At 75.7% G+C, this 24,897-nt stretch carries 24 protein-coding genes; 10 read left to right on the forward strand and 14 right to left on the reverse strand.

Annotated features, from left to right (window positions below; genetic code table 11):
- Positions 1 to 5: 5 nt before the first annotated feature.
- Positions 6 to 797 (reverse strand): phosphatase PAP2 family protein, encoded by a 792-nt coding sequence (locus tag ACFPK1_RS22995; RefSeq protein ID WP_378023283.1) that lies wholly within the window; start codon positions 795 to 797, stop codon positions 6 to 8.
- 168 nt (positions 798 to 965) lie between these two features.
- Between ACFPK1_RS22995 and ACFPK1_RS23000 the strand changes: the two genes are divergently transcribed.
- From ACFPK1_RS23000 to ACFPK1_RS23015, 4 genes are all read left to right on the forward strand, one after another.
- The gene (locus tag ACFPK1_RS23000) at positions 966 to 2,714 is read left to right on the forward strand and encodes a diguanylate cyclase domain-containing protein (RefSeq protein ID WP_378023284.1); all 1,749 of its coding nucleotides are present in this window, start codon (positions 966 to 968) and stop codon (positions 2,712 to 2,714) included.
- Between the two features lie 118 nt (positions 2,715 to 2,832).
- On the forward strand, positions 2,833 to 4,299 hold the full coding sequence (glmU, locus tag ACFPK1_RS23005; RefSeq protein ID WP_378023397.1) for a bifunctional UDP-N-acetylglucosamine diphosphorylase/glucosamine-1-phosphate N-acetyltransferase GlmU: 1,467 nt from the start codon (positions 2,833 to 2,835) through the stop codon (positions 4,297 to 4,299).
- Between the two features lie 8 nt (positions 4,300 to 4,307).
- Positions 4,308 to 5,279 (forward strand): ribose-phosphate diphosphokinase, encoded by a 972-nt coding sequence (locus ACFPK1_RS23010; protein ID WP_274282959.1) that lies wholly within the window; start codon positions 4,308 to 4,310, stop codon positions 5,277 to 5,279.
- A 35-nt stretch (positions 5,280 to 5,314) separates the two neighbouring features.
- On the forward strand, positions 5,315 to 5,926 hold the full coding sequence (locus ACFPK1_RS23015) for a class I SAM-dependent methyltransferase (protein WP_378023285.1): 612 nt from the start codon (positions 5,315 to 5,317) through the stop codon (positions 5,924 to 5,926).
- Positions 5,927 to 5,977: 51 nt separating this feature from the next.
- Here the strand turns inward: ACFPK1_RS23015 and ACFPK1_RS23020 are convergent, their stop codons facing one another.
- The gene (locus tag ACFPK1_RS23020) at positions 5,978 to 6,613 is read right to left on the reverse strand and encodes a class I SAM-dependent DNA methyltransferase (protein ID WP_378023286.1); all 636 of its coding nucleotides are present in this window, start codon (positions 6,611 to 6,613) and stop codon (positions 5,978 to 5,980) included.
- A gap of 157 nt (positions 6,614 to 6,770) precedes the next feature.
- Between ACFPK1_RS23020 and ACFPK1_RS23025 the strand changes: the two genes are divergently transcribed.
- Positions 6,771 to 7,478 (forward strand): 50S ribosomal protein L25/general stress protein Ctc, encoded by a 708-nt coding sequence (locus ACFPK1_RS23025; RefSeq protein WP_378023287.1) that lies wholly within the window; start codon positions 6,771 to 6,773, stop codon positions 7,476 to 7,478.
- Between the two features lie 9 nt (positions 7,479 to 7,487).
- Positions 7,488 to 8,078, forward strand: a complete 591-nt coding sequence (gene pth / locus ACFPK1_RS23030; protein WP_378023288.1) for an aminoacyl-tRNA hydrolase — start codon at positions 7,488 to 7,490, stop codon at positions 8,076 to 8,078.
- On the opposite strand, the gene ACFPK1_RS23035 is transcribed toward pth, so the two are convergent.
- Genes ACFPK1_RS23035 through ACFPK1_RS23045 form a run of 3 tightly spaced genes read right to left on the reverse strand, consistent with a single transcriptional unit; the run spans position 8,075 to position 10,802 of the window.
- On the reverse strand, positions 8,075 to 8,719 hold the full coding sequence (locus tag ACFPK1_RS23035) for a response regulator transcription factor (RefSeq protein ID WP_378023289.1): 645 nt from the start codon (positions 8,717 to 8,719) through the stop codon (positions 8,075 to 8,077). The genes pth and ACFPK1_RS23035 overlap by 4 nt on opposite strands.
- Entirely contained in the window at positions 8,710 to 10,443 is a 1,734-nt protein-coding gene (locus ACFPK1_RS23040; RefSeq protein ID WP_378023290.1) for a sensor histidine kinase, read from the reverse strand. Before ACFPK1_RS23040 ends, ACFPK1_RS23035 begins: the two co-directional genes overlap by 10 nt.
- A complete protein-coding gene (locus ACFPK1_RS23045; RefSeq protein WP_378023291.1) occupies positions 10,440 to 10,802 on the reverse strand; it encodes a response regulator in 363 nt (120 codons plus the stop codon). Before ACFPK1_RS23045 ends, ACFPK1_RS23040 begins: the two co-directional genes overlap by 4 nt.
- A 109-nt stretch (positions 10,803 to 10,911) precedes the next feature.
- Between ACFPK1_RS23045 and ACFPK1_RS23050 the strand changes: the two genes are divergently transcribed.
- Genes ACFPK1_RS23050 through ACFPK1_RS23060 form a run of 3 tightly spaced genes read left to right on the forward strand, consistent with a single transcriptional unit; the run spans position 10,912 to position 12,769 of the window.
- Positions 10,912 to 11,658, forward strand: coding sequence for a CPBP family intramembrane glutamic endopeptidase (locus ACFPK1_RS23050; RefSeq protein ID WP_378023292.1), 747 nt, complete (start codon positions 10,912 to 10,914; stop codon positions 11,656 to 11,658).
- Positions 11,655 to 12,167: a DUF6653 family protein gene (locus tag ACFPK1_RS23055; protein WP_378023293.1), complete on the forward strand. Its 513-nt coding sequence runs from the start codon at positions 11,655 to 11,657 to the stop codon at positions 12,165 to 12,167. The genes ACFPK1_RS23050 and ACFPK1_RS23055 overlap by 4 nt, the downstream gene beginning before the upstream one ends.
- Complete coding sequence (locus tag ACFPK1_RS23060; RefSeq protein ID WP_378023294.1) at positions 12,167 to 12,769, forward strand: hypothetical protein; 603 nt, start codon at positions 12,167 to 12,169, stop codon at positions 12,767 to 12,769. Before ACFPK1_RS23055 ends, ACFPK1_RS23060 begins: the two co-directional genes overlap by 1 nt.
- Here ACFPK1_RS23060 and ACFPK1_RS23065 read toward each other — a convergent pair.
- The 6 genes from ACFPK1_RS23065 to metG all read right to left on the reverse strand — a co-directional run bounded on the left by ACFPK1_RS23065 (position 12,717) and on the right by metG (position 21,098).
- Entirely contained in the window at positions 12,717 to 14,477 is a 1,761-nt protein-coding gene (locus tag ACFPK1_RS23065) for an ABC-F family ATP-binding cassette domain-containing protein (protein WP_378023295.1), read from the reverse strand. The two genes, ACFPK1_RS23060 and ACFPK1_RS23065, sit on opposite strands and share 53 nt — an antisense overlap.
- An 85-nt stretch (positions 14,478 to 14,562) precedes the next feature.
- Positions 14,563 to 15,567 carry a 4-(cytidine 5'-diphospho)-2-C-methyl-D-erythritol kinase gene (locus ACFPK1_RS23070; protein WP_378023296.1) on the reverse strand — a complete coding sequence of 335 codons (1,005 nt, stop codon included), beginning with the start codon at positions 15,565 to 15,567 and terminating at the stop codon, positions 14,563 to 14,565.
- Between the two features lie 32 nt (positions 15,568 to 15,599).
- Positions 15,600 to 16,505, reverse strand: a complete 906-nt coding sequence (rsmA, locus tag ACFPK1_RS23075; protein ID WP_378023297.1) for a 16S rRNA (adenine(1518)-N(6)/adenine(1519)-N(6))-dimethyltransferase RsmA — start codon at positions 16,503 to 16,505, stop codon at positions 15,600 to 15,602.
- Between the two features lie 37 nt (positions 16,506 to 16,542).
- Entirely contained in the window at positions 16,543 to 18,075 is a 1,533-nt protein-coding gene (locus tag ACFPK1_RS23080; protein WP_378023298.1) for a transglycosylase family protein, read from the reverse strand.
- A gap of 305 nt (positions 18,076 to 18,380) precedes the next feature.
- A complete protein-coding gene (locus ACFPK1_RS23085; protein WP_378023299.1) occupies positions 18,381 to 19,265 on the reverse strand; it encodes a TatD family hydrolase in 885 nt (294 codons plus the stop codon).
- 33 nt (positions 19,266 to 19,298) lie between these two features.
- On the reverse strand, positions 19,299 to 21,098 hold the full coding sequence (gene metG / locus ACFPK1_RS23090; protein ID WP_378023300.1) for a methionine--tRNA ligase: 1,800 nt from the start codon (positions 21,096 to 21,098) through the stop codon (positions 19,299 to 19,301).
- A gap of 86 nt (positions 21,099 to 21,184) precedes the next feature.
- On the opposite strand from metG, the gene ACFPK1_RS23095 reads away from it, so the two are divergent.
- Positions 21,185 to 22,213, forward strand: coding sequence for a helix-turn-helix transcriptional regulator (locus ACFPK1_RS23095; RefSeq protein ID WP_378023301.1), 1,029 nt, complete (start codon positions 21,185 to 21,187; stop codon positions 22,211 to 22,213).
- Here ACFPK1_RS23095 and ACFPK1_RS23100 read toward each other — a convergent pair.
- The 3 genes from ACFPK1_RS23100 to ACFPK1_RS23110 all read right to left on the reverse strand — a co-directional run bounded on the left by ACFPK1_RS23100 (position 22,156) and on the right by ACFPK1_RS23110 (position 24,877).
- A complete protein-coding gene (locus ACFPK1_RS23100; RefSeq protein ID WP_378023302.1) occupies positions 22,156 to 23,268 on the reverse strand; it encodes a class II histone deacetylase in 1,113 nt (370 codons plus the stop codon). The two genes, ACFPK1_RS23095 and ACFPK1_RS23100, sit on opposite strands and share 58 nt — an antisense overlap.
- A 66-nt stretch (positions 23,269 to 23,334) precedes the next feature.
- Positions 23,335 to 23,964: a uracil phosphoribosyltransferase gene (upp, locus tag ACFPK1_RS23105; RefSeq protein ID WP_378023303.1), complete on the reverse strand. Its 630-nt coding sequence runs from the start codon at positions 23,962 to 23,964 to the stop codon at positions 23,335 to 23,337.
- On the reverse strand, positions 23,957 to 24,877 hold the full coding sequence (locus tag ACFPK1_RS23110) for a haloalkane dehalogenase (RefSeq protein WP_378023304.1): 921 nt from the start codon (positions 24,875 to 24,877) through the stop codon (positions 23,957 to 23,959). The genes upp and ACFPK1_RS23110 overlap by 8 nt, the downstream gene beginning before the upstream one ends.
- Between the last annotated feature and the right edge of the window lie 20 nt (positions 24,878 to 24,897).

Here is a 24,897-nt window from a genome sequence, read left to right on the forward strand (position 1 = left end):
CCCGATCACCGCGTGGCGCGGGGCAGCACGTCCGTCGGCCGTTCGCGGGGGTCGAACGAGCGCGGGTCGGGTCCCGGGTCGGCGACGACGTCGGCGAACGCGTCGACGGCGAGCGCCGCGGAGAGCACGACGGCCACCGCGACACCGAGCGCGCCGAGGGTGTCGGTCGGGTAGTGGTAGCCGCGGACGACGAGGCCCGCGCCGACCGCGAGGACGAGCCCGGCGAGGCCCGCCACCGCGAGCAGCCGCAGCGCACGGGGCACCGCCACGAGGCCGACGACCAGCACCCCGCAGGCCACGGCGAGCGAGGCCACCGAGGTCGTGTGCCCGCTCGGGAACGCCAGCTCGCCGCCGCGCGTGCGCTCCACGAGCGGCTTGAGCACCAGCGACGTCGTCACCATCGCCGTCGGCGGCCCCACGAGCACGAGGGCGAGCCCCCGCCCGCCGCGCAGCGCCCACGCCAGCGGCGCGAGCACGAGCAGCGCCACCGCGACCGGGAGCGGGCCGCCCAGCGCCGCGAACGCCTGCGCGAGCACCCGCGGCACGCCGTGCTGCGCGTCGAGCAGCGCGGTGAGCCCGCGGTCGGTGCGCCCGGCACCGGTGTCACCGGCGTAGCGCCAGCCCAGGACCGCGGTCACCAAGGCCGCGGCCAGCGCGGTCAGCGCCACGGCACCGCGGCTCCCGGGGCGCAGCAGCGGCGCCGGGGAGGCGTCGCGGAGCAGGGCGGACGCGGGCCCCGGGAGGGGGCGGGTGATCCGCAACGGGGTGGGAGTCGTGCCCGACGGCGAGCGCGGCATGGGCGTACAGCGTGCCCGATCACCGGGGCGGTTCGAGGGGGCTCCCCGGGACGGGGCAGAGTGGTCCCCCGATGGTCGGTGTGCGTCGACACCCCGGCGCGGATCGCCGCTCGATCGTCACGCCGGATCCCCCGTCCGGTGGGTCGCCGCAGAGCGCCGGAGGTGCGCATGGCCGCGGATCACGGCCGGGAGCACGCCGCCGCCTCCTCGAGCACGACCACCCTGCACGCGGTCGCCCCGCACCGGCAGGCGCGCGCCGACGCCCGGGCCGCGCTGCTCGAGCGCACCACCGCCGCCGTGCAGACCGCCACGCTCGTGCCCTGCCCCGACCCGCTCGGCAGCGCCGCCGAGCTCGACGCGGTGCTCGCCGCGCCGGGCGCGTCCGCCGGCGAACCGGGACTGCGGGCGCTGCTGCTGCGCCAGAGCCTCGTCGCGCGCGTGCTGCTGGCCGCGGAGCCGGGCGGGTCCGGCGCCGCCGTGCCCGACGCGGCGACCGAGGCGGTCACCGAGGCGCAGCTCGACGAGCTGCTCGAGCTCGTCGCGGCGCACGGGCTGTCGCTCTTCGGTGCGGACGCCCAGATGCTGCGCGCCCGGCGCGCGCTGCTCGTCGGCGACGAGGAGGCCGCCCTCTCGGCGGTGGCGACCGGCCTGGCGCACCTCGAGGAGCCCGTCCTCGTCGACCACGCCGCCACGCTCGCCGAGCACCGCCACAACGTGAGGTGCGCCCGGCGCCTCGCGGCCAGCACGCTGATCTCGCTGGGCCTGCACGACCTCGCCGACACCCTCGTCGAGCAGCCCGGCGACGGCGGGGCGGGCGACTACGACCGAGTGCGGCTGGGGGTGTCGTGGGGGCTGCGCCTCGAACGCGCCGGGCGGCCGGGCGGCGAGCGCCTCGGCGAGGCCCTCGCCGTCGCCGGGCGCCTCTGCCACCGCGCGTCGGGGGTCCAACGGCCCCTGCTCGCCGCCGCCGGGGTGCTCGCGTGCCCGAGCCGGGGCCCGGCGCCCACCCCCGACGAGCGCCGGATCGCGCGCCGCGGCGCCGCCGCGCTCGCCGCCGGCCACGTGGTGCCCTCCCAGCACGACCGCCTCGTCGTCGAGCTCGCCCGCGCCCGCGCGCTCGAGCGGGCGGGCGACGACGACGCCGCGGTCGCCCTGCTCGCGACGCGGCGCGCACGCCCGCCCCGGGGCGAGGCGAGCCTGATGCTGGCGATCACGCGGGAGCTCGCGCGGCTGCGCACCCGGATGGCGACCTCCGGCGGTCCCCGCCGGGCCGCCGAGGCGGCGCTGGGCGACTACGTCGCCGACCTCGAGGCCGAGCTGTGGACGCTGCACCGGGCGCGGGCGCTCTCGCTGCGCACCGGGCTCGCCCACGACCGCCTGCGCCGCGAGCACGGGCAGGTCACCGCCCTCGCGCTCGCCGACCCGCTCACCGGGCTGCCCAACCGCCGCGCGCTCGACCGGCACCTCGACGAGGTGCTCGAGCGGGCCGTGGGGTCGCCGGCCGTCGCGATGATCGACGTCGACCGCTTCAAGCAGATCAACGACACCGCCTCCCACGCGCGCGGCGACGAGGTGCTGCGCGGCGTGGCGACGGCGCTGCGCTCGTCGTTGCGCGCGCCGGACCTGGTGGCGCGCTACGGCGGCGACGAGTTCGTCGTCGTGCTGCCCGACACCGTGGTCGCCGACGCCGCCGCCGCGCTGGGCCGCGCCCGGGCCGCGGTGGCCGCGCTGCCCGCGGCGCAGGGCCGCCCGGTGACGCTGTCGGTCGGGGTGGTCGCGGCCCGCGCCGGCGAGGGGCCCGCCGACGTCCTCGCCCGCGCCGACGCCGCGATGTACGCGGCGAAGCGCGCCGGCGGCGACGCGGTGCGCACCCACGACGGCCCCGCCACCGGAGCCCTCCCGGTGACGCGTGGGTGACGGGCCGGGCCCCACGCCCCGGCCGGGCGGCGCGGACGCGGTCGTAGGATCGGGCCGTCGAGCCCCGGACCCGGGGCCGGTCCGCGCAGGAGAGGCAGGAGTGGGAGTCACCGAGCCGATGCCGCCGAGCCCGACCGCCAGCCCGACAGCCGTCGTCGTCCTGGCCGCCGGCGAGGGCACCCGGATGCACTCGGCGACGCCGAAGGTGCTCCACCCCGTCGGCGGGCGCAGCCTGCTCGGCCACGCGGTGCACGCCGCCGCCGGCACGACCCCGGACCACCTGGTCGTCGTGGTCGGCCACGAGCGCGAGCAGGTCGGCACCCACACCCTGGGGCTCGCCACCGAGCTCGACCGCGAGGTGCTCACCGCCGTGCAGGACCGCCGGCGCGGCACCGGGCACGCGGTGGCCTGCGGTGTCGCGCGGCTGCCCGCCGACCTCACCGGCACCGTGCTCGTCTCGTACGGCGACGTCCCGCTGCTGGACGCGGCCACCCTGCGCGCGCTCATCGGCGAGCACGCCTCCGGCGACTACGCCGTGACGCTGCTGACCGCCGAGCTCGACGACCCGCGCGGGTACGGCCGCGTCGTGCGCGACGGGGCCAACCAGGTCACCTCCATCGTGGAGCACCGCGACGCGACGCTCGACCAGCTGGCGATCAACGAGGTCAACTCCGGCGTCTACGCCTTCGACCTCGCGTTCCTGCGCGACGCGCTGAGCCGCCTGACCACCGACAACGCGCAGGGCGAGCTGTACCTCACCGACGTGGTGGCGATCGCGGCCCGCGAGGAGCGCGGGGTCGGCGCCGTCGAGACCTCCGACCCGTGGCTGGTCGCCGGCGTCAACGACCGCGTGCAGATGGCCGAGCTGGGCGCGGAGCTCAACCGCCGCCTGCTCGAGCGCTGGATGCGCGCCGGGGTCACGGTCGTCGACCCCCGCTCGACGTGGGTCGACGTCGGCGTCCGCCTCGAGCGCGACGTGACGCTGCACCCCGGCACCCAGCTGCACGGCAGCACGACCGTCGCCGAGGGCGCGGCGATCGGCCCCGACACCACGCTCACCGACGTCACCGTCGGCGCGCGCGCCGCGGTGGTGCGCACCCACGGCTCGTCGTCGCGCGTCGGCCCGGAGACCTCCGTCGGCCCCTTCGCCTACCTGCGCCCCGGCGTCGAGCTCGACGCCCGCGGCAAGATCGGCACCTTCGTCGAGGTCAAGAACGCCCACATCGGCGAGGGCAGCAAGGTCCCGCACCTGACCTACGTCGGTGACGCCACGATCGGCGAGGCCAGCAACATCGGCGCGTCGTCGGTGTTCGTCAACTACGACGGCGTCACCAAGCACCGCACGGTCGTCGGGTCGCACGTCCGCACCGGCTCGGACAACACGTTCGTCGCGCCGGTGACGGTCGGGGACGGCGCCTACACCGGTGCGGGCACCGTCGTCCGCGAGGACGTCCCCCCGGGAGCCCTCGCGGTGTCCTCGGGGCCGCAGCGCAATCTCGAGGGCTGGGTGACCCGGAAGCGCCCGGGCACCGCCGCGGCCCAAGCCGCCGAACAAGCCGCGAAGGCCGAGCAGGAGGACCCGTGACCGTCAGCATGTCGTCGACCCCGAAGAAGAGCCTCATGCTCTTCTCCGGACGGGCCCACCCCGAGCTCGCCGAGGAGATCGCGAAGGAGCTCGACGTCACGATCACCCCGCAGTCGGCGTACGACTTCGCCAACGGGGAGATCTTCGTGCGGTTCGAGGAGTCGGTCCGCGGCTCCGACGCGTTCGTGATCCAGAGCCACACCGATCCCATCAACCAGTGGATCATGGAGCAGCTCATCATGATCGACGCCCTGAAGCGGGCGTCGGCCAAGCGGATCACCGCGGTCGTGCCGTTCTACGGCTACGCGCGCCAGGACAAGAAGCACCGCGGCCGCGAGCCCATCTCCGCCCGGCTCGTCGCCGACATGCTCAAGACCGCCGGCGCGCACCGGATCATGACGATCGACCTGCACACCGACCAGATCCAGGGCTTCTTCGACGGTCCCGTCGACCACCTGCTGGCCAACAAGGTCCTCGCCGAGCACCTGCGCGACGCCTACTCCGGCGAGGACCTCGCCGTCGTCGCCCCCGACTCCGGCCGCGTCCGCGTCGCCGAGAAGTGGGCGGACATGATGGGCGGCGTCCCGCTGGCCTTCATCCACAAGACCCGCGACAAGACGCGCCCCAACGAGGTCGCCGCCAACCGCGTCGTCGGTGAGGTCGAGGGCCGCTGCTGCATCCTCGTCGACGACATGATCGACACCGGCGGCACGATCGCCAAGGCCACCGAGGCGCTGCTCGCCGACGGCGCCTCCGACGTCGTCATCGCCGCCACCCACGGCGTGCTCTCCGGGCCGGCCGTCGAGCGGCTCTCGACCTGCGGGGCGCGCGAGGTCATCGTCACCAACACCCTGCCGATCCCGGACGAGAAGCGCTTCCCCTCGCTGACCGTGCTCTCGATCGCGCCGGTCATCGCGCGCGCCGTGCGGGAGGTCTTCGAGGACGGTTCGGTGACGAACCTCTTCGACGGCAACGCCTAGAGTCGCGCCAGGCCGCAGCCGCGTAGCGTGCCGGCGTGGCGTTCTGGACCGAGCACGTCGTCCCGCGGCTCGTCGACGTCGCGCTCCGGGGTGAGGAGGTCCGGGCGCTGCGCGAGCGCGTCGTGTCCCGGGCCCGCGGCGAGGTCGTCGAGCTGGGGTTCGGCAGCGGGCCGACCCTGCCGCTCTACCCGGCGGCGGTGACCTCGGTGCGCGCCGTCGAGCCGTCGGCGGTCGCGCGGCGGCGTGGTGCCCGGCGGATCGCGGAGGCGTCGATCCCCGTCGACCACGTGGGCCTCGACGGCGCCGACCTCGATCTCCCCGACGACTCCGCCGACACCGTCGTCAGCACGTTCACGCTCTGCACCATCCCGGACGTGGACCGGGCGCTGCGCGAGGTCCGCCGGGTCCTGCGCCCCGGCGGCCGGCTGCTCTTCCTCGAGCACGGCCTGTCCCCCGACCCCCGCACCGCCCGCTGGCAGCACCGCCTCGACGGGTTCCAGCAGCGCGTCGCCGGCGGGTGCCACCTCACGCGCCCGATCGACGGCCTCGTCCGCGACGCCGGCCTGACGGTCACCGACCTCACCCACGACCGGCTGCCCGCGCCGGGGCCGATGGCGTACCTCTACCTCGGCGCCGCGACGCCCTGAGGGGAGCATCCGCCGACCCGTGTCCCGTGGACACGGGTCAGGCGCCGGGGATCAGCGCGCGCGGGCGAGCAGCGCCGCCTGCGGCACGGGTGCCGCACGCGAGTCCGGCTCCGGCGCGCGCAGGACGCGGGCGGTGACGTCGAACCCGGCCGCGTCGAGGAGGGCGGCGACGGCGTCGGGCTGCAGGCGGCGGAAGTCGAGGCTGACCCGCTGCCCGAAGGCCTCGTCGTGGTGGGACACGTCGTCGCCGACCTGGAACCCGAGCAGCAGACGCCCGCCCGGCACCAGCACGCGCCGGAACTCGGCGAGCACCGCCGGCAGCTCGGGCGCGGGCACGTGGATCAGCGAGTACCAGGCGACGAGCCCGCCGAGCGCGGCGTCGGCGACGTCGAGGGCGGCCATGTCGCCGACGGCGAACCCGATGCCGGGGTGCTCGGCGCGCGCCAGCTCGACCATCGCCGGCGACAGGTCGACCCCGCGGACCCGCACGCCGAGCCCGTGCAGGTGCGCGGCGACGCCGCCCGGGCCGCTGCCGACCTCGAGCACGTCACCGTCGACGAGCTCCGCGAACGCCCCGAGCACCGCCCGGTCGAGCGGGGCGCCCGCCAGCTCGTCGCGGAAGTGGGCCGCGTACGGCGCGGCGATGGCGTCGTAGCCCGCCCGCGTCGCCTCCCGGTCGAGGGTCACGGAGGCACCCTAGGTATCGTGGACGACGCACTTCGGCGAGGGCCGACCCGCGCGGGCCGGCCGTGATCGACGCGGTGCGGCCGTCCCCGGCGTCCGGGTGGGCCGCGCGCGGCGCGCCGACCCGAGAGACCCGCAGACGACCGCAGGAGAGAACACCATGGCCGACGAGATCCGCATCGCCGCGGAGAGCCGCACCGAGTTCGGCAAGGGCGCGGCGCGTCGCGTCCGGCGGGCGGGCAAGGTCCCCGGCGTGCTCTACGGGCACGGCACCGACCCCGTGCACCTCGCCTTCGACACCGTCGAGTTCGCCGCGGTGCTCCGCGAGAACGGGCGCAACGCCCTGCTCACCATCACCGGGCTCGGCGGGCAGCCGCCGATGGCGCTGGCCAAGAGCATCGTCCGCGACCCGATCAAGGGCTTCTTCGAGCACGTCGACCTCGTCCTCGTCCGCCGTGGCGAGAAGGTCCAGGTCGACGTCCGCGTCGTGATCATGGGCGAGGCCGCCTCCGGCACGCTGGTCTTCCAGAACGAGGACACGCTGACCGTCGAGGCCGACGCGACCAACATCCCCGAGGAGATCACGGTCGTCATCGAGGACGCCGAGATCGGCACCCAGTTCCTCGCCGGCGACATCCGCCTCCCCGACGGCGCCGAGCTGATCTCCGACCCGGAGCTCCTCGTCGTCAACGTCGCCGAGGCCCCCACCGAGGAGGCCATGGAGGAGGAGATCGACACCGAGGGCGCGGGTGTCGAGGAGGACGTCCCCGAGGACGAGGCCGCCGAGACCGGCGAGTCCTCCGAGGCCGCCGACGGCGACCAGCCCGCGGAGGGCACCGAGTCCTCGGGCTCCTCCGACGAGAGCTGACCGGACTCCGTGAGCTCCCCCGCTGCCCGGCCCGACGGCCCCCTGCTGGTCGTCGGGCTGGGCAACCCGGGCCCCGACTACGAGGGCACCCGGCACAACGTCGGGTTCGTCGTCGCCGACGTCCTCGCGGGGCGCCTCGGCGCCCGGTTCTCGCCGCACAAGCGTTCGGGCGCCGACGTGGCCGAGGGCCGGCTCGCCGGCCGGCGCGCGGTGCTGGCCAAGCCCCGCGGCTACATGAACCTCTCGGGCGGGCCGGTCGCCGGCGCCGCCCGCTTCTTCTCGGTCGACCCGCTCGACGTGATCGTCGTCCACGACGACCTCGACCTCGAGTTCGGCGTCGTGCGCCTCAAGCGCGGCGGTGGCGAGGGCGGCCACAACGGGCTGCGCTCGATCTCCAAGTCGCTCGGCACCAAGGACTACCTGCGCGTGCGTTTCGGCATCGGCCGCCCGCCCGGTCGCCAGGACCCCGCCGACTACGTGCTCAAGCGCTGGTCGGCGGCCGAGCGCAAGGAGCTCGACGTCTCGGTCGAGCTGGCCGCCGACGCCGTCGAGGCGCTGGCCTCCGAGGGCCTCGAGCCGGCCCAGAACCGCATCCACTAGCTCCGCAGGTAGGCCAGCACCGCGAGGACCCGACGGTTGTCGTCGGGCGCGGCGTGCAGGCCGAGCTTGGTGAACGCCGAGCGCGCGTACGCCTCGACGGTCTTCTCCGCGAGGTGCAACCGCTCGGCGATCCCGTGGTTCGAGCGGCCCTCCGCCATCACCGCCAGGACGTCGCGCTCGCGCTCGGACAGGGCCTCGAGGGGATCGACGACACGGCGGCGCCCGACGAGCTCGGCCACCACCGACGGGTCGACGACGACACCGCCCGCGGCCACGCGGCGCAGGGCGTCGGTGAGCTCCTCGACGTCGGCGACGCGCTCCTTGAGCAGGTAGCCCGCGCCGCCGGTGTCGGACTCGAGCAGGGCCAGCGCGTAGTGCGGCTCGACGTGCGCCGACAGCACGAGCACCCCGACGCCGGCGTGCTCGCCGGCCAGCGTGCGGGCGGCGTCGAGGCCCTCGGTGGTGTGGGTCGGCGGCATGCGGATGTCGACGACGACGGCGTCCGGCGGGTCCGCCCGGACCGCGGCGAGCAGCGCCCCGGCGTCGCCGACCTCGGCGGTCACCTCGATCCCGGCGTCGGCGAGGAGGCGGGCCACGCCGACGCGGAAGAGCACGGCGTCGTCGGCCACGATCACCCGCACGGCACGCTCGCCGTCACCCGCGTCCCGCGCCCGGCGGGGCTCGAGACCTCCAGGCGCCCGCCCAGGGCGGCGACGCGGTCGGCGAGCCCGCGCAGCCCGGAGCCGTCCGCGTCCGCGCCGCCGACGCCGTCGTCGACCACCTCGACGCGCAGCCCGGCACCGTCGGCGACGACGCCCACCTCGACCTTCGACGCCCCCGCGTGCTTGGCCGCGTTCGTCAGCGCCTCGGAGACCACGAAGTAGCAGGTCCGCTCCACGGTCTCGGGCGGGCGGTCGGCGGGGACCGCGGCGAGGACGACCGGCAGCGGCGCCCGCTCGGCCAGCGAGAGCAGGGCCGGCCCGAGGCCGCCGTCGGTGAGCAGCGGCGGGTAGATGCCGCGCGCGAGCTCGCGGAGCTCGGCGAGCGCGGCGCCCAGCTCGTCGGCGGCCTCGGCCAGCAGGGCGTCGAGCTCCGCGGGCGGGGCGCCCGCCCGGGCCAGGCGCAGCGCCAGCCCCACCGCGACGAGCCGCTGCTGCGCGCCGTCGTGCAGGTCGCGCTCCACGCGGCGGCGGGCGGCGTCGGCGGCCTCGACCAGGCGGGCGCGCGAGGCGCGGACCTCGCGCAGCTGGTGGCGGACCTCGGCGTGCAGGCGCTCGTTCTCCATCGCCAGCCCCGCGCCGGCCGCGACCGCCTCGACGAGGTCCGGCTCGGCGCTCAGCGCGGGGTCGTGCAGCAGCGCGGCGATCGGCTCGCCGTCGCGCTCGAGGAACGTCACCGCGCGGCCCCCGACCTCGACGGGCACGCCCTCGGCGTCGACGAACCCGTCGGTGCCGGGCCGTCGGTGGACGAGCTCGACCGACGGGTCGTGCAGCGTGCGCGCGACCACCGACCGCAGCCGTTCGGGCACCGCCGGCCCGCCGCCGAGCTCGACGACGAGCCGCCCCACCCCGGAACGGTCGAGGCGGCTGCGCAGCAGCCCCAGCAGCAGGGCCGCCGGCCACACGACCAGCACGACCTGCGCGGACCAGGCCAGCCAGACCCCCGCCGACGGGGGCAGGAGCAGCAGGATCGCCGTGCGCTCGACGAGCAGGGTGCCGACCACCACCGTCCCCCCGACCAGCCCCGGCGTCAGCGCCCGCCGCGCCGCCGGCCCGGCCGCCCGCCACCGCGCCCACACCGACACCAGCACCGACACGAACAGCACGACGACCACGCCCTGCACGGCGAGGTCGACCGCCTCGGGCCGGAACTCGCCGCCCGCCGGCGTGATCACCAACCCGTTGGGCGGCGGGCCGTCCCCCCGGCCCCGCTGCGCCCCGAGCGCCAGGAAGACCGCGTCGAGCGGGACCGAGAGCAGCCACCCGGCCCCGACGAGGACGCGCTGCGCGACGCTCGCGGTCCGCCCGGTCGGGAACGTGACGAGCAGCTGCACGAACACCGACAGCGCCACCGAACCCAGCAGCACACCGACGACGAACGCCGGGGTCGTGTCGACGGCGACCACGAACCGGGCGAGCCACGCGAAGCCGAACAGCACCATGAGCACGCCGGTGCGGCTGTCGGGCCGGCGGCGGTGGGCCACGAGCCCGACGCCCACGAACGACCAGGCGACGGCCAGGGTGAGCACGAGCGTCGGGGCGACGAGCTCGGCGGGGACCGTGTACCCGCCGCGGACCAGGGCGACCGCCGCCGCGACGCCCGCGAGCACCGCGGCGGCGGCGACCAGGGCGCCCCGGCGCCTCACCCCACGTCTCCCAGCACCCGGCGCAGCGCCTCCCCCGACAGGTCGTCCTTCGCGATGAAGCCGCGCGCGGGGCTCGTGTCGACGCGCCGCCCGTAGTCGTCGCGGGCGCGGCTCGACACGAGCACGACGGCGGGAGCCGCGTCGCCACCCGCCAGGACCTCGGCCACACCGAAACCGTCGAGGTCCGGGAGCCGGATGTCCAGCAGCACCACGTCGGGCGCGAGGCAGCGGACGGCGTCGAACGCGTCGGCGGCGTCCCCGGCCTCGCCGACGACGTCGAAGCCCTCGGCGACGAGCAGGCGGCGCGCGAGCGAGCGGAACGACGCGTGGTCATCGACGATCAGCACGCGGGCGGTCACGCTCCGGACACTCGCACCGGGGCACGCGCGGCACTACGGGGTTGACCCTGGTCGTGGCGAGGGCTGTCCCGCTACCCGCCTCCCGGGGCCGCGCGGACGCTGACGGGGCATGACGGCCATCCGCAAGCACCCCCTCGTCGCGTTCTTCGTGCTGACCTACGTGATCGGCTGGGGCTTCCTGCCGTTCGGGTCGTTCGGGGCGTTCGCGCCGCTGGTGGCGGCGCTGGTCGTGGTGCCGATCGCCCAGGGCCGCGCCGGCCTGGCGGAGCTCGGGCGCCGCCTCGTGCGCTGGCGGGTGCGCTGGTGGTGGTGGGTGCTCGCGATCGGGGTGCCGCTCGCGGTCCACCTGGTCGCGGCGGGGCTCGGCGACCCGTCGCCGATCCGGTCGGTGGCGTGGGGCGACGTCCTGCTCGTGCTCCTGATCCGCCTGGTGGACCCCACCGACGGGCCCCTCGGCGAGGAGCCCGGCTGGCGCGGGTTCGCGCTGCCCGGGATGCAGGCGCGGCTCTCGCCGCTCGCGGCGACCGCGGTCCTCGCGGTGGTGGTCACCGTCTGGCACCTGCCGCTGGTGTTCCTGGAGGGCGGCGACCACCGGTCGACGCTCGCCGGCATGATCATCGGCACGGTGGGCGTGACCTTCTGGTACTCGTGGCTGTTCGACCGCACCGGGGGCAGCGTCCTGCTCTGCATCGTCGCCCACGCCGTCGAGGGCGCGATCCAGGACGACACCGTCCTCTACTTCACCGTCTGGCTGCTCCTCGCCGTCGTCCTCGTCGTGGCCGACCGGCGCCGGTGGCTCGGGCGCGCCCCGGCCGCGGCGACGACGAGCCTGCCCGGGGTGGGTGTCCTGCGATGACCCGGACCATCGCCGACGGCCGCGTCGCGCGCCTGTTCGGCCTGACGGGCGAGCGCTGGATGCGCCACGCCAACCCGTGGAGCGTGTGGACCCGGTTCGCGGTGCTGCCGCTGCTCGCCCTCGCCGTCTGGAGCCGCGTGTGGCTCGGGTGGTGGGCGCTGCTCGCGGCCGGCGTCGTGCTCGTGTTCATGGTGGTCAACCCGCTGCTGTTCCCGCCCCCGCGCTCGACGCGGCACTGGGCGTCGAAGGCGGTGCTCGGCGAGCGGATCGGCACCGAGAAGACCGAGATCCCGCCCCAGTTCGGGACGTCGCGGGTGCCGATGGTGGCCTCGACCCTCCAGCTCGTGGCGCTCGCCGCGCTCGTCGTCGGGCTGGTCCGCCTCGACCTGCTGCTCGCCCTCACCGGGCTGCTGTGCTGCCAGTGCGCCAAGGCCTGGTACCTCGACCGCGCCGTCCTGCTCTTCGAGGACATGAAGCGCGACCCCCGCTACGCGTCCTGGGAGTACTGATGACCGACCTGCCGCTGGCCCGTCACGCCGGCCCGATCGCGATCGTCGCCGGGGCGCTGCTGGTGCTCACCGACCTCGGCCGGCTGGCCGCCGGCCACGACGTCGCCGCCTTCGCCTCCGACCCGCTGACGATCGCCGCGAACGCGGGCTACGCGGTGGCCCTCGTCGTGCTCGCCGTCGCGCTGGTCGCGGTGTACCTGCGCGAGGCGCCGGCCCTGTCCACGGCCGGGTTCGTGGCCGCGCTCGCCGGTGTCGTGTTCTTCGGCGGCAACATGTGGTTCGACGGCTTCGCCGCCCCGTGGCTCGCGGGCGTCGCGCCCGAGATCTTCGCGGTGGAGCGCACCGGGCCGCTGGTCGTCGGCGCCCTCGCGAGCTACCTGCTCTTCGGGCTGGGCTGGGTGCTGTGGGGCGTGGCGCTGCTGCGCGCCCGGGCGCACCCGTGGCCGTTCGGCGCCGCGTTCGTCGTCGCCGGCGTGCTGGGGCTCGCGGCGGGCGCGGCGCCGTTCGGCGCGCCGGTCGGGCTGGCGTTCCTCGCGCTGGGGACGCGGCTCAGTCGACCGCGTTCTCCAGCCACGCCTCCTCCAGCTGCTCGCGCTCGCTGAGCAGCGCGCGCAGCTCGGCGTCGAGCTCCTGGAGCCGGCCCGGCTCGGTGGCCGCCGCGGCGAGCTTCTCGTGCAGCTTCTTCTCCTCGGTCACGATCTTCTCCAGGCGGCGCTCGATCCGCGCGACCTCCTTGCGCGCGGCACGGCGCTCGGCCTCGCCACGCGGCGCCCCGCCCCCCGACGAGGACGCCGAGATCGACGGCGCGGCGGGCTGGCCGGCCCGGCGCCGCAGGTACTCCTCGATCCCGCCGGGGAGGTCGGTGATCCGCCCGTCGCCGAGCAGCGCGACGGCGCGGTCGCAGACGCGCTCGGTGAGGTAGCGGTCGTGGCTGACGACGACGAGCGTGCCCGGCCAGCCGTCGAGGAGGTCCTCGAGCTGCTGGAGGGTGTCGACGTCGAGGTCGTTGGTGGGCTCGTCGAGCAGCAGCACGTTGGGCTCGGTCATGAGCAGGCGCACGAGCTGCAGGCGCCGCCGCTCGCCGCCGGAGAGCTCCGAGACCGGCGTCCACTGCCGCGACGCCGGGAACCCGAAGCGCTCCGCGAGCTGCGAGGCGGTCTGCTCGTGGCGCCCGATCGTCACCCGCTCGGCGACGTCCTCGACGGCCTGCAGCACGCGGCGGTGCATCGGCAGGCCCGAGAGGTCCTGGGACAGGTGCGCGAGCCGGACCGTGGTGCCCTGCACGCGGCGCCCGCCGTCGAGGGCGCGCTCCCCGCCCACCGCGCGCAGCAGCGTCGTCTTGCCCGACCCGTTGACGCCGACGATGCCGATGCGGTCGCCGGGCCCGATGCGCCAGGTCTGGCGGTCCACCAGCGTGCGGTCCCCGACGGTCAGGGTGGCGTCCTCGAGCTCGATCACCGTGCGGCCGAGGCGGTGCTTGGCCATGGTGACGAGCTCGACGGAGTCGCGGGGCTCGGGCACGTCGGCGATCAGCGCCTCGGCGGCCTCGACCCGGTAGCGGGGCTTCGACGTGCGCGCCTGCGGACCGCGGCGCAGCCACGCCAGCTCCTTGCGAGCGAGGTTGCGGCGGCGCTGCTCGGCGGCGTCGGCGAGGCGTGCCCGCTCGGCCCGCGCGAAGATCCAGTCGCCGTACCCGCCCTCGTACTGCTCGACGTGCCCGTCGACGACCTCCCAGGTGCGTGAGGCGACGGTGTCGAGGAACCAGCGGTCATGGGTGACGACGACGAGCGCGGTGCGGCGGGCGAGCAGGTGCTCGGCGAGCCAGCCGACGCCCTCGACGTCGAGGTGGTTGGTGGGCTCGTCGAGCACGAGGAGGTCGAGCTCGCGCACCAGGGCGGCGGCGAGCGCGATCCGCTGGCGCTCACCCCCGGACAGGCCCTCGACCGACGCGTCCAGCCCGCGGTCGCCGCCGGGGCGCAGACCTTCGACGACGGCGCGGCTGCGCGGGTCGGCGGCCCACTCGTGGTCGGGCACGGGCCCGCCGAGGACGGCGTCCCGCACCGTCTCCCCCGACAGCTGCGTCTGCTGGCTGACCAGCGCCATCTGCAGGCCGCCGACAGGGCTGCGCCGCCCCGAGTCGGGGGTCAGCGCGCCGGCGAGCACCTGGACCAGCGTCGACTTGCCGCCGCCGTTGCGGCCGACGACTCCGATGCGGTCGCCGGTGTCGACGCCCAGCGAGACACCGTCGAGGACCGGCTTGGGACCGCCGAAGCCGATCGACACCGACTCCAGGTTGACGAGGTTGGGCACGGTTCCAGTCTCCAGGGAGCGCGAACGGGGAGTTCGCGCGCATAGAAGCAGCGAACGCCACGTTCGCTGCGAAACAGCGGGCGGGTCAGGCGTAGGCGCCGGGACCGGGGTCGGGACGGGGCGGGGAGGGCGGCCCGGCGGGCCCGCCGTCACCGTCGACGACGCGCGCGCCGGGGACGGGGCCGTGGGCGACGCGCACGGTGCGGCACACCCCGGCGCCTGCCAGCTCGGCAGCCACGCGGACCGCGGCGTCCTGGCCGTCGCAGAGGAACACGCAGGTCGGCCCCGACCCGGACACGACTCCGGCCAGCGCGCCCGCGTCGACGCCGCCGCGCAGGGTCCGCCGCAGCCCGGGGTCGAGGCTCACGGCCGCCGCCTGCAGGTCGTTGCCGAGCAGGAGCGCCAGCGAGCGGGCCTCGCCGGAGGCCAGCGCCTCGAGCACGGGCTCGACGTCGCCGACCCGCCGCGGCGCCTCGGGGCGGGCACGCAGGCGGTCGAGCTCGCCGAACACGGTGGGCGTGGACAGGCCGTGGTCGGCGACCGCCACGACCCAGTGGAACGTGTGCCGCGAGAGCACCGGGACGAGCCGCTCGCCGCGCCCGGTGCCCAGCGCCGTGCCGCCGTGCAGCGCGAACGCGACGTCCGAGCCGACCTCGGCGGCGATCTCCAGGAGCCCCTCGCGGCCGATGTCGACCCGCCAGAGGCTCGCGGCGGCCAGCAGCGCGCCGGCCGCGTCGGCGCTGCCGCCCGCCATCCCGCCCGCGACGGGGATCGCCTTGTGCAGCCCGATGCGGACGTCGGGCTCCCGGTCGACGCGCCGGGCCAGGGCCTCGACGGCGCGCCAGGCGAGGTTGGTGGTGTCGGCGGGGACCTCGGAGACGTCGACGCCGTCGGCGCCCGCGACCGCCACGCCGGGCTCGATCGCGCCGGCGACCGCCCGGGTCACCGACACCTCGTCGGCGATGCTCAGCGCCTGGAAGACGGTGACGAGGTCGTGGTAGCCGTCGTCGCGCAGGTCCCCGACGGACAGGTGCAGGTTGATCTTGGCCGGGACGCGGACGGTGACCGGCGGTCCGACGGCGGAGAGCACCTGTCCAGGGTACGGACCGCCTCCGTTCGCGCTCAGGGCGTCAGGGCGTCCGGCGTCACAGCACGCCGGGCCCGCGCGATGGCGGTGAACGCGGCGACGTCGAGCGCCTCCCCGCGCGCGCCGGGATCGACGCCGGCCGCCCGCAGCACCGTCTCCGCCGCGGGCGCCGACCCGGCCCAGCCCGCGAGCGCGGCCCGCAGCGACTTGCGGCGCTGGGCGAAGGCGGCGTCGACGACGGCGAAGACCTCGGTCCGGTCGACGTCGGTGGCGGCTGCGCCGGAGGACGACGGGTCGTGGCGGGTGAACGCCACGAGCCCGGAGTCGACACCGGGCACGGGCCAGAACACCGCCCGCGGCACCGGCCCCGCGCGGCGCGCGTCGGCGTACCAGGCGAGCTTGACCGACGGCGCCCCGTAGGCCTTCTCGCCCGGGCGCGCGGCCAGGCGTTCGGCGACCTCGGACTGCACCATCACCAGCCCGCGGGCCAGGCCCGGGAGCACGGCGAGCAGGTGCAGCACGACGGGCACGGCGACGTTGTAGGGCAGGTTCGCCACGAGGACGTCCGGGGCGCGCGGCAGGTCGCCGGGTGTCAGATCGTGGGGGGCGAGGCGCAGGGCGTCGCCGGTGACGATCCGCAGGTCGCGCCCGGGCGCCCGCTCCGCCGCCGTGGCGGGCAGCCGCCCGGCGAGCACCGGGTCGATCTCCACCGCGACGACGCCGGCGGCCGCCTCGAGCAGCGGCAGCGTCAGCGAGCCGAGCCCCGGGCCGACCTCGAGCACCACGTCGTCCGGCCCCACCCCCGCGAGGCGGACGATGCGGCGCACGGTGTTGGCGTCGTGGACGAAGTTCTGGCCCAGCCGCTTCGTCGGCCGCAGGTCGAGCTCCGCGGCGAGGCCCCGGACGTCGGCGGGGCCCAGGAGGCGGACCGGGCTCGTCACACGCCCATCATCGCAGGGGCCACGTCTGCCCCCCGACCTACTTCTTGCCGCAGACCGGCCAGGCGCCGTAGCCACCGCGGTCGGCGCGCACGCGCTCGGCCACGGCGATCTGCTCCTCGCGCGTCGCCTGGTGCGGCAGGGCGGCGTACTGGTCGCCGTCGTAGGCCCGCCAGGTCGAGCGGTCGAACTGCAGGCCGCCGTAGTAGCCGTTGCCCGAGTTGATCGACCAGTTGCCGGTCGACTCGCAGCGGGCGATGCGGTCCCACTTGCCGCCGTTCGACACCGCCGGCGCCGTCGACTTCGGCTTGGTGCCCCGGTGGATCACGCCGCCGACCGGCTGGCGCGTCACCTGCGACTCGCCGACCTGCGTGCGGCCGGTCTCGGCGCCGTTGGTGGCGTTGACCGTCCAGGTGACGATCTCCTCGCCGGCCTGGCCGGGCTCCTCGACGCGGGTCTCGCCCTGCTCGAGGTCGGGGTCGTCGACGGTGCGCATGGGCGGCGCGACCGGGCGGGTCTCGGTGACCTGGTTGACCGTGTTGCGGGTGACGGTGATCGTCGACCCGTTGGCCAGGCCGTCGCCACCGGCGAGCGTGTCGGTCGGGCTGAGCGCGAGGCCGTTCTGCGCGAGCAGCTCCGGGCCGGTGAGCGCGGTGGTCGTGACCTGGCGCGGCGCGGCGCCGCCGTCGACCAGCGTGACCGTCTTCGGGGTCCGCACGTCGAGGTTCATCCCGTTGACCGGGATGGCGGCGTTCAGCGGCGCCGAGCTGGCGAGGCCGTCGGTCGGGAGACCGAGCTGCGCCAGCGCGTCCGAGACGGTGCGGGCCGTCGTCTGGAACGTCTGCGGGCGGCCGTCGACCATCAGCGCGACGTCGCGCGAGCGGTTGATGACGAGGTGGTCGCCGTCGTGGACCTCGGCGTTCGGGCCGGGGGCGAGCTGGTCGCCCGGGCCGATCTCGATGTCCCCGCTGTCGAGGGCGCCGGCGACGTCGCCGGAGAAGGTGTGCACGACCTGGTCGACGCCGTCGACCGTGACCGTGACCTCCTTGTCCAGCGCGACCGCCGTGCTGCCGCCCGCGGCGACCGCGAGCAGGGCGACGGCGACGCCGCCCTTGACCGCGTTCGAGCGCCGCTTGGTGTCGGGCGCCAGGCGGTCGGGGTCGTCGAACGAGGTGAGCCCGGCCGGGGCGGCGGCGGTGAGGTCGCCGTGCGGGTCCTCCCGCCCACGGTCGCCGACAGCCGGCTCCTGCTCGCCGGTGAACGACTCGAGGTCGTTCCACTCGTCGAGGTCGGTGAGGGCGATCGCGCCGCTCCCGCCGTGGGCGTCCTGCACCGGCAGCGGGCCGGTGATGTCGTCGAACCACGCCGGCGCCTGCGCGTCGAAGCCGCGGGCGCCGTAGGCGGTGTCGTAGCCCGTGTCGTAGCCGAACTCGTGGGCGGCGTCGTAGCCGTAGTCCGACGCGTACTCGTCGTGGCGGTAGCCGTGACCGACGACGGGCAGGCCCGCGGTGTCGGTCTCGCCGTTCTCGGCGTATCCGGCGCGGCCGCGGCTGGTGGCGGTGTCCGCGCTCATCGTCCGGCCTCGGTGGGGAGGGCGGGGAGCACGACGAGCGAGAGGGCCCTCAGAGCGAGCAGGGAGCGCACAGGCACAGGGGAGTCCACTTCGTCCGTACATCCGGGCAGGAACCGCGCCCTGGGAGCCGTCACGACCTCGTGGCGGTCTCCCTGTGATCCGGACCTGGGGAAGTCCTCGTCACGCGGGCCTCGGGGGTGGTTCCATCCCGGCGAGTCACAGCACGGTAACGAGTTGGGTGTCGCCACCATCAAGCCGACACGACCGTGTTGCGCCGAACGGCACCCCGACGACGACGAGCGTGGCTACTGACCGCTCTCTCGTGCGACGGAGCGTGAAGGTTGAGGCTGTTCGGCCAACCGGAAGGCCCGCCTGCCGTTGTCGGCGCTGATCTGGGCCAACCGCTCGGCCGGCACGTCACGCAGCTCCGCGAGGTCTCGCACCGTGTGGGGGACGACGTAGGGCTCGTTCGGCCGACCGCGGTACGGATGCGGAGTCAGGAACGGGGCGTCGGTCTCGACCAGCACGAGCTCGTCGGGCATCCCGGCCGCCGCTCGTCGCAGCTCCGCGGCGTTCGCGTTGCGGAAGGTCGCGGTGCCCGAGAGCGAGGTGAACCAGCCCTCGTCGGCGCAGCGGCGGGCGAGCTCGGGCCCGCCGGAGAAGCAGTGGAAGACGGTCACGGGCGGGGCGCCCTCGGCGGTGAGGACGTCGACGATGGCGTCGTGCGCGTCGCGGTCGTGCACCACGAGCGGCAGCCCGGTGCGCTTCGCGAGGTCGATGTGCCACGCGAAGGCCTCGCGCTGGACGTCGAGCGGGGCGCAGTCCTCGCGGCGGGTGGTCCAGTAGTCGTCCATCCCGGACTCGCCGACCGCCACGACGCGCGGCAGCGCCGTCAGCTCCTCGATGGCCTTCCGGGCGTCGTCGGTGAGGTCGTTCGAGCGCGTCGGGTGCAGGCCCACCGCGGCGAACACCCGCGGGTCGGTACCGGCCGCCCACGCCGCCCAGCGCGCGGAGTCGAGGTCGTCGGCCGTCGTGACCATCGCCTCGACCCCGGCCGCGGTGGCGCGGTCCAGGACCTGCGCGAGGACCGCGGGCTCCCGGGCCCCACAGGCGTCGAGGTGGGTGTGGGCGTCCACGACGCCCGGGCCCAGGGGCTCGGGCACGGGGGGCGGGACGCGGCCCTTGCTCATCGGTCGAGCTCCCGCTCCGCTTCGTCTCCCCTGTCACTCACCGGTCTGGATCGGCGCCCACGACGGCCCGGTCTCGCCCAGCGACGGGTCGAGCTTGGCGAACAGCGGCGTCGGGCGGGCCAGCGGCCGGCCCACCGGGATCGGTGTCGACTCCCAGCGCGCCTGCTCGTGCGCGTAGTCGCCGGTGAGCACCGAGTGGCTCGTGCCGAGCTCGCCGGAGGTGCCCGCGTCCTCGCGGTGCGGCTGCTCCGCCCACACCCCGCTGCCGCCGAGGGCCTCGTGGACCTTCTGTGCGGCGTGCGGCAGGAACGGCGTCAGCAGCGTGTTGGCGTCCTGCACGACCTGCAGCGCGGTGTGCAGGATCGTGTCGCGGCGCGCCGGGTCGTCCTTGCGCTTCCACGGCTCCTGGTGCGAGAGGTAGGCGTTGGCCTCGCCGACCACCCGCATCGCCTCGCCGATCGCCTGCTTGAACCGCGAGCGGGCCAGGTGCGCCCCGACCGTCTCGAACGCCGCCCGCGACTGCGCGAGCAGGGCCTCGTCGGCCGGGTCCGGCGCGGTCGGCTCCGGCACCGCGCCGACGTTCTTCGCGGCCATCGACACCGAGCGGTTGACGAGGTTGCCCCACTCGTTGGCCAGCTCGAAGTTGGTGCGGCGCACGAACTCGTCCCAGGTGAAGTCGGTGTCCTGGTTCTCCGGGCCCGCGACCGAGATGAAGTACCGCAGCGCGTCCGGCCCGAACTCGCGCAGGAAGTCGCCGACGTAGATGACCGTCCCGCGGCTGGTGGAGAACTTCGAGCCGCTCATCGTCAGGAACTCGGAGCTGACGACCTCGGTGGGCAGGTTGAGCCGGCCGAACGAGCCGACCTCGCCGCCGCGGTCACCCTCGCCGTTGTGCCCGAGCAGGATCGCGGGCCACATCACCGAGTGGAAGGTGATGTTGTCCTTGCCCATGAAGTAGTAGGCCTGCGCCTCGGGGTCGCACCACCACTCCTTCCACGCGTCGGGCGCCCCGGTGCGCTGCGCCCACTCGACCGACGCCGACAGGTAGCCGATGACCGCGTCGAACCAGACGTAGAAGCGCTTCATCGGGGCGTCGTGCCAGCCGTCGAGCGGGATGCGCACGCCCCAGTCGAGGTCGCGGCTGATCGCGCGGGGCTTGAGGTCCTCGGCGAGGCGGCGGCTGAAGTTCAGGACGTTCGGCCGCCAGTGCGTGCGGGTGTCCAGCCACGACGCCAGCGACTTGGAGAACGCCGGCAGGTCGAACAGCAGGTGCTCGGTCTCGACGAACTGCGGCGTCTCGCCGTTGATGCGGCTGCGCGGGTTGATGAGGTCGGCGGGGTCGAGCTGGTTGCCGCAGTTGTCGCACTGGTCGCCGCGCGCGCTCGGGTAGCCGCAGATCGGGCAGGTGCCCTCGATGTAGCGGTCGGGCAGCGTGCGCCCGGTCGACGGACTGATCGCGCCGAGGGTCTTCTCGGTGCTCACGTAGCCGTTGTTCCACAGCGCCGTGAAGAGGTCCTGGGTGACGCGGTGGTGGTTGTCGGTGCTCGTGCGCGTGAACAGGTCGTACGACAGGCCGAGCCCGACGAGGTCGTCCTGGATCACCCGCGAGTACCGGTCGACGAGCTCGCGGGGCGTCGTCCCCTCGGCGTCGGCCTGCACCTGGATCGGCGTGCCGTGCTCGTCGGTCCCCGAGACCATGAGCACCCGGTTGCCGACCATCCGCTGGTAGCGCGAGAAGACGTCGGAGGGCACACCGAAGCCGGACACGTGGCCGATGTGCCGCGGCCCGTTGGCGTACGGCCACGCCACGGCGGTCAGCACGGGGATGCTCATGCCTCCATTCTCCTCATCGCCGCCACCGGACTCCGGGCGCCTCGACGGCCGTGACGCGCGGGCGCGCCCGGCCTAGCCTCCCGGGTGTGAGCGACACCACCGAGCAGGTGACGCGCACCGCGCTCGGGCTGCTGCGGGCCGCGGGGGCCGCCGGCACGGCGGAGCGCCGGGTGGGCGAGGCCGTCCTCGACGTCCTGCACTCCGACCCGGCCGTCTGCGCCTCGGCGTGGGACGTCGTCGAGCCGCTCGGCGGGCGGGTCCGCACGGTGTGCGTCCGCGGCTACCGCGCCGGGGTCTCGAGCTTCCTGCGGTCGCCGGCCTTCCTGGCCGACGACGACGGGTACCGGCTGCTGCGCGAGCAGCCCGACCACCCGGCCCGCAGCTGGAGCGACGTCGACGGCTACGAGACCGGGCCGTCGGTCACCCGCGTCTTCCGCCCGGGCGGCTACACCGGCGGCGCCACCCTCCGGCTGACCACGCCCGACGGCCGCTACGTCGGCAACGTGCACCTCTCGACCGCGGGCGGGCGCTCGCCGAGCAGCGAGCTGATGGGCGCCCTCAACCTCGCCGCCGGGACGCTGGCGACGCTGCTGGACCCGTCGCGGCGCCTCGACGCGGTCGCCGACGGGATCGCCGGCCCGATGTCCGACCGGGCACGGGCCGCGCTCCTGGGCGCCGACGGCGTCGTCGCGCCGCTGCCCGGCCGCACCCCGCCGCCCGCGCCCGTCCTCGCCGCCGCGGCCACGGCGGGGCCGGGCGCCCACCGCGCGCTGCTCGGCGGGCGCTGGCACCTCGTGCGCCTCGTCCCGGTCGCCGCGGGCGTGCTGGTCCTGGTGAGCGAGGAGGACCTGCCCGCGGACGTCACCGCCCGCGAGCTCGACGTGCTGACCCACGTCGTCGCGGGCCGCACCAACCGCGCGACGGCCCGGCGGCTCGGGATCGCCGAGCGCACCGTGGCCCACCATCTCGAGAACGTGACGGCCCGGCTCGGCGCGTCGTCGCGGGCCGCCGTGGCTGCGCTGGCGGTCGCCGAGGGGCTGCGGCGGCTGCCGGCCGATCAGGGGGCGGGGACCTCCGACACCAGGGGCACCAGGCCGTCCACGACGTCCTGCTGATGCGGGGCGAGGTCCTGCCCGGCCATCGCGGAGAGGAAGTCCAGGAACGGGTCGTCGGCCTCGGTGCGGATGCCGCTGAGCTCCTCGAGGACGGCGAGCCCGCAGAACGGCACGTAGCCCGCGGAGTACCCGCCCTCGTGGACGCCCAGGAGCCGCCCGCCCGCGGTGGACCCGGCCACGTCGAGCATCCGCCGGGTCAGGCGGCGGAAGCCCTCGCTGTGCAGCATCTGCCGGCCGAGCGGGTCGAGGGCGCTGGAGTCGAACCCCGACGCCACGAACACGAACTCCGGGCGGAACCGCTCGAGCGCGGGCACGACGACCTCGTCGAACGCGTACTCGTACCCGCCGGTCCCGGTGCCCGGCGGCAGCGGGACGTTGATGTTGGCGCCATGCCCCGCGCCCTCGCCGCGCTCGTCGGCGTAGCCCGACTCGTGGGGGTAGTAGCCGTCCTGGTGCAGGGAGATCGTCAGCACCGAGGGGTCGTCCCAGAACGCCTGCTGCGTCCCGTTGCCGTGGTGGACGTCCCAGTCGACCACCGCGATCCGCCGGATCTCGCTGGGGCCCGCCGCCTGCAGGTGCCGGGCCGCGATCGCGACGTTGCCGAACATGCAGAAGCCGCGGCCGCGGTCCCGCTCGGCGTGGTGGCCCGGCGGGCGGGTGATGGCGTAGGCGTTGTCGACCACCCGGTCGCGCACGGCCTCGGCCGCCGCGATGACCCCGCCCGCCGCCAGCGCCGCGATCTCGAAGCCGCCGGCCGCGAACGGGGTGAGCTCGCCCGCGTCACCGCCGTTGTCGTCCGAGAGCGCCTTCATCCGGTCGACGTACTCGCGGTCGTGGACCCGGCAGAGCTCCTCGACCGTCGCCTCCCGCGGCGCCAGCCACTGCAGCTGCTGCGACAGGCCCGTCGCGTCGAGCAGGTTCTTCAGCCGCCGCTTGGTCCGCGGGTTCTCCGCGTGCTCGTCGGGCTCCAGCCAGCCGCCCGAGGGGATGAACACGCTCGCGTGCCGCGTGTCCCACCACATGTACTTCTCGTGCCACAGCGCGCCGGTCGTCATGGACCGACCCCACCCCGTGCCGCGGCCCGGGGCCATGGGCCGTTCTGCCCATTGTCGAGGGCGCGCCTAGGGCATGGCGCCGAACTGGCGATCTCCCGCGTCGCCGAGCCCCGGGACGATGTAGCCGTGCTCGTTGAGCCGCTCGTCGAGCGCGGCGGTGTAGACCGGCACGTCGGGGTGGGTCGCGGCCAGGTGGTCGACGCCCTCGGGGGCCGCCAGCAGGCACACGGCCGCGACGTCGTCGGCGCCGCGCGCCCGGAGCAGGTCGATCGTGTAGGCCATCGATCCGCCGGTGGCGAGCATCGGGTCCAGCACGAACACCGGGATGCCGGCGAGGCTGCCGGGCAGCGACTCCATGTACGGCGTCGGCTGCAGGGTCGACTCGTCGCGGGCGACGCCGACGAACCCCATGATCGCCCCCGGCACCTGGGCGTGCGCCGCCTCGGCCATGCCCAGCCCGGCGCGCAGCACCGGCACGAGCACCGGCGGGTTCGCGAGCACCGCGCCCGTCGTCGTCGCCACCGGCGTCCGGACCTCGAGCGGTGCCGTCCGCGCCTCCCGCATCGCCTCGTAGACGACCATGGCGGTCAGCTCGCGCACCGCGGCCCGGAAGGTCGCGCGGTCGGTGGTCGCGTCGCGCAGGGTGGTCATCCGTACGTCGACGAGCGGGTGGCGGACGACGCGCGGATCAACCATGGCTCGGCAGGCTAGCGACGAACCCCGCGACCACGCGGCCCAGCGCGTCGCCCGCGTCCTCCTGCAGGAAGTGGCCCGCGTCCGCGATCACCGGGTGATCGAGCCCGGCGGCGCCCGGCACGTGCCCGCGCAGCACCGGGGCCATCGCCCCGGTGATCGGGTCGGAGTCGCCGAACGCCGTGAGGAACGGGCGCCCGAAGTGCCCGAGCGCCTCCCACGCGGCGCGGTTGGGGCCGTTCTCCGGGTCGTCGGGGCGGGTCGGCACGAGCAGGGGCATCGCCCGCGGGCCGGCCTTGAAGCTCTCGTCGGGGAACGGGGCGTCGTAGGCGGCTCTCTCCGCGCGGCCGAGGCCCCGCGCGCACCCGGAGGCGACGAGGCGCCCGACGTCCAGGACCTCGGCCTTCTCCACCGCCTTCCGGAACTGCCACCACACCGCCGGCATGTCGACGTCCCCGGTCGGGAGCCCGGTGTTGGCGGCGACGACGCCCGCCCACCGCTGCGGCTCGGCGGCCACGAGCCGCAGCCCGATCAGCCCGCCCCAGTCCTGCCCGAGCAGCACCGCGTCGCGCAGCCCGAGCGCGTCGACGGCGCCGGTGATCCAGGCGACGTGGCGGGCGTAGCTGTGGTCGGCGATCCGGGTCGGCTTGTCCGACCGCCCGAAGCCGACCATGTCGATCGCCACGGCCCGCAGCCCGGCGCCGACCACGGTGTCGATCACGTGGCGGTAGAGGAACGACCAGGTCGGCTCGCCGTGCAGCATCAGCACCGTCGGCGCGTCCCCGGGTCCGTCCGCGTAGGTGGCGACGCGGATCGGGTCCCCGCCGTCGGGGTCGTCGACCGAGACGTACCGGGGTTCGAGCACGGAGCCCGGGAGATCGGAGAAGCGGTCGTCCGGCGTGCGCAGCAGGTCCACGGGGGGCAGGGTGGCACGGC

The sequence above is a fragment of the Actinomycetospora rhizophila genome (assembly GCF_042657905.1).
GTDB classification, from domain to species: Bacteria; Actinomycetota; Actinomycetes; order Mycobacteriales; family Pseudonocardiaceae; genus Actinomycetospora; species Actinomycetospora rhizophila.

Excerpts from the sequence above, each read along its gene's own strand:
- ACFPK1_RS23080 (WP_378023298.1), bottom strand. The coding sequence starts at position 18,075 with ATGAGCGCGGACACCGCCACCAGCCGCGGCCGCGCCGGATACGCCGAG.
- upp (WP_378023303.1), bottom strand. The coding sequence starts at position 23,964 with ATGGTTGATCCGCGCGTCGTCCGCCACCCGCTCGTCGACGTACGGATG.
- ACFPK1_RS22995 (WP_378023283.1), bottom strand. The coding sequence starts at position 797 with ATGCCGCGCTCGCCGTCGGGCACGACTCCCACCCCGTTGCGGATCACC.
- ACFPK1_RS23085 (WP_378023299.1), bottom strand. The coding sequence starts at position 19,265 with ATGAGCAAGGGCCGCGTCCCGCCCCCCGTGCCCGAGCCCCTGGGCCCG.
- ACFPK1_RS23055 (WP_378023293.1), top strand. The coding sequence starts at position 11,655 with ATGACCCGGACCATCGCCGACGGCCGCGTCGCGCGCCTGTTCGGCCTG.
- ACFPK1_RS23050 (WP_378023292.1), top strand. The coding sequence starts at position 10,912 with ATGACGGCCATCCGCAAGCACCCCCTCGTCGCGTTCTTCGTGCTGACC.
- ACFPK1_RS23010 (WP_274282959.1), top strand. The coding sequence starts at position 4,308 with ATGTCGTCGACCCCGAAGAAGAGCCTCATGCTCTTCTCCGGACGGGCC.
- ACFPK1_RS23025 (WP_378023287.1), top strand. The coding sequence starts at position 6,771 with ATGGCCGACGAGATCCGCATCGCCGCGGAGAGCCGCACCGAGTTCGGC.
- ACFPK1_RS23000 (WP_378023284.1), top strand. The coding sequence starts at position 966 with ATGGCCGCGGATCACGGCCGGGAGCACGCCGCCGCCTCCTCGAGCACG.
- metG (WP_378023300.1), bottom strand. The coding sequence starts at position 21,098 with ATGAGCATCCCCGTGCTGACCGCCGTGGCGTGGCCGTACGCCAACGGG.
- ACFPK1_RS23060 (WP_378023294.1), top strand. The coding sequence starts at position 12,167 with ATGACCGACCTGCCGCTGGCCCGTCACGCCGGCCCGATCGCGATCGTC.
- ACFPK1_RS23100 (WP_378023302.1), bottom strand. The coding sequence starts at position 23,268 with ATGACGACCGGCGCGCTGTGGCACGAGAAGTACATGTGGTGGGACACG.
- glmU (WP_378023397.1), top strand. The coding sequence starts at position 2,833 with ATGCCGCCGAGCCCGACCGCCAGCCCGACAGCCGTCGTCGTCCTGGCC.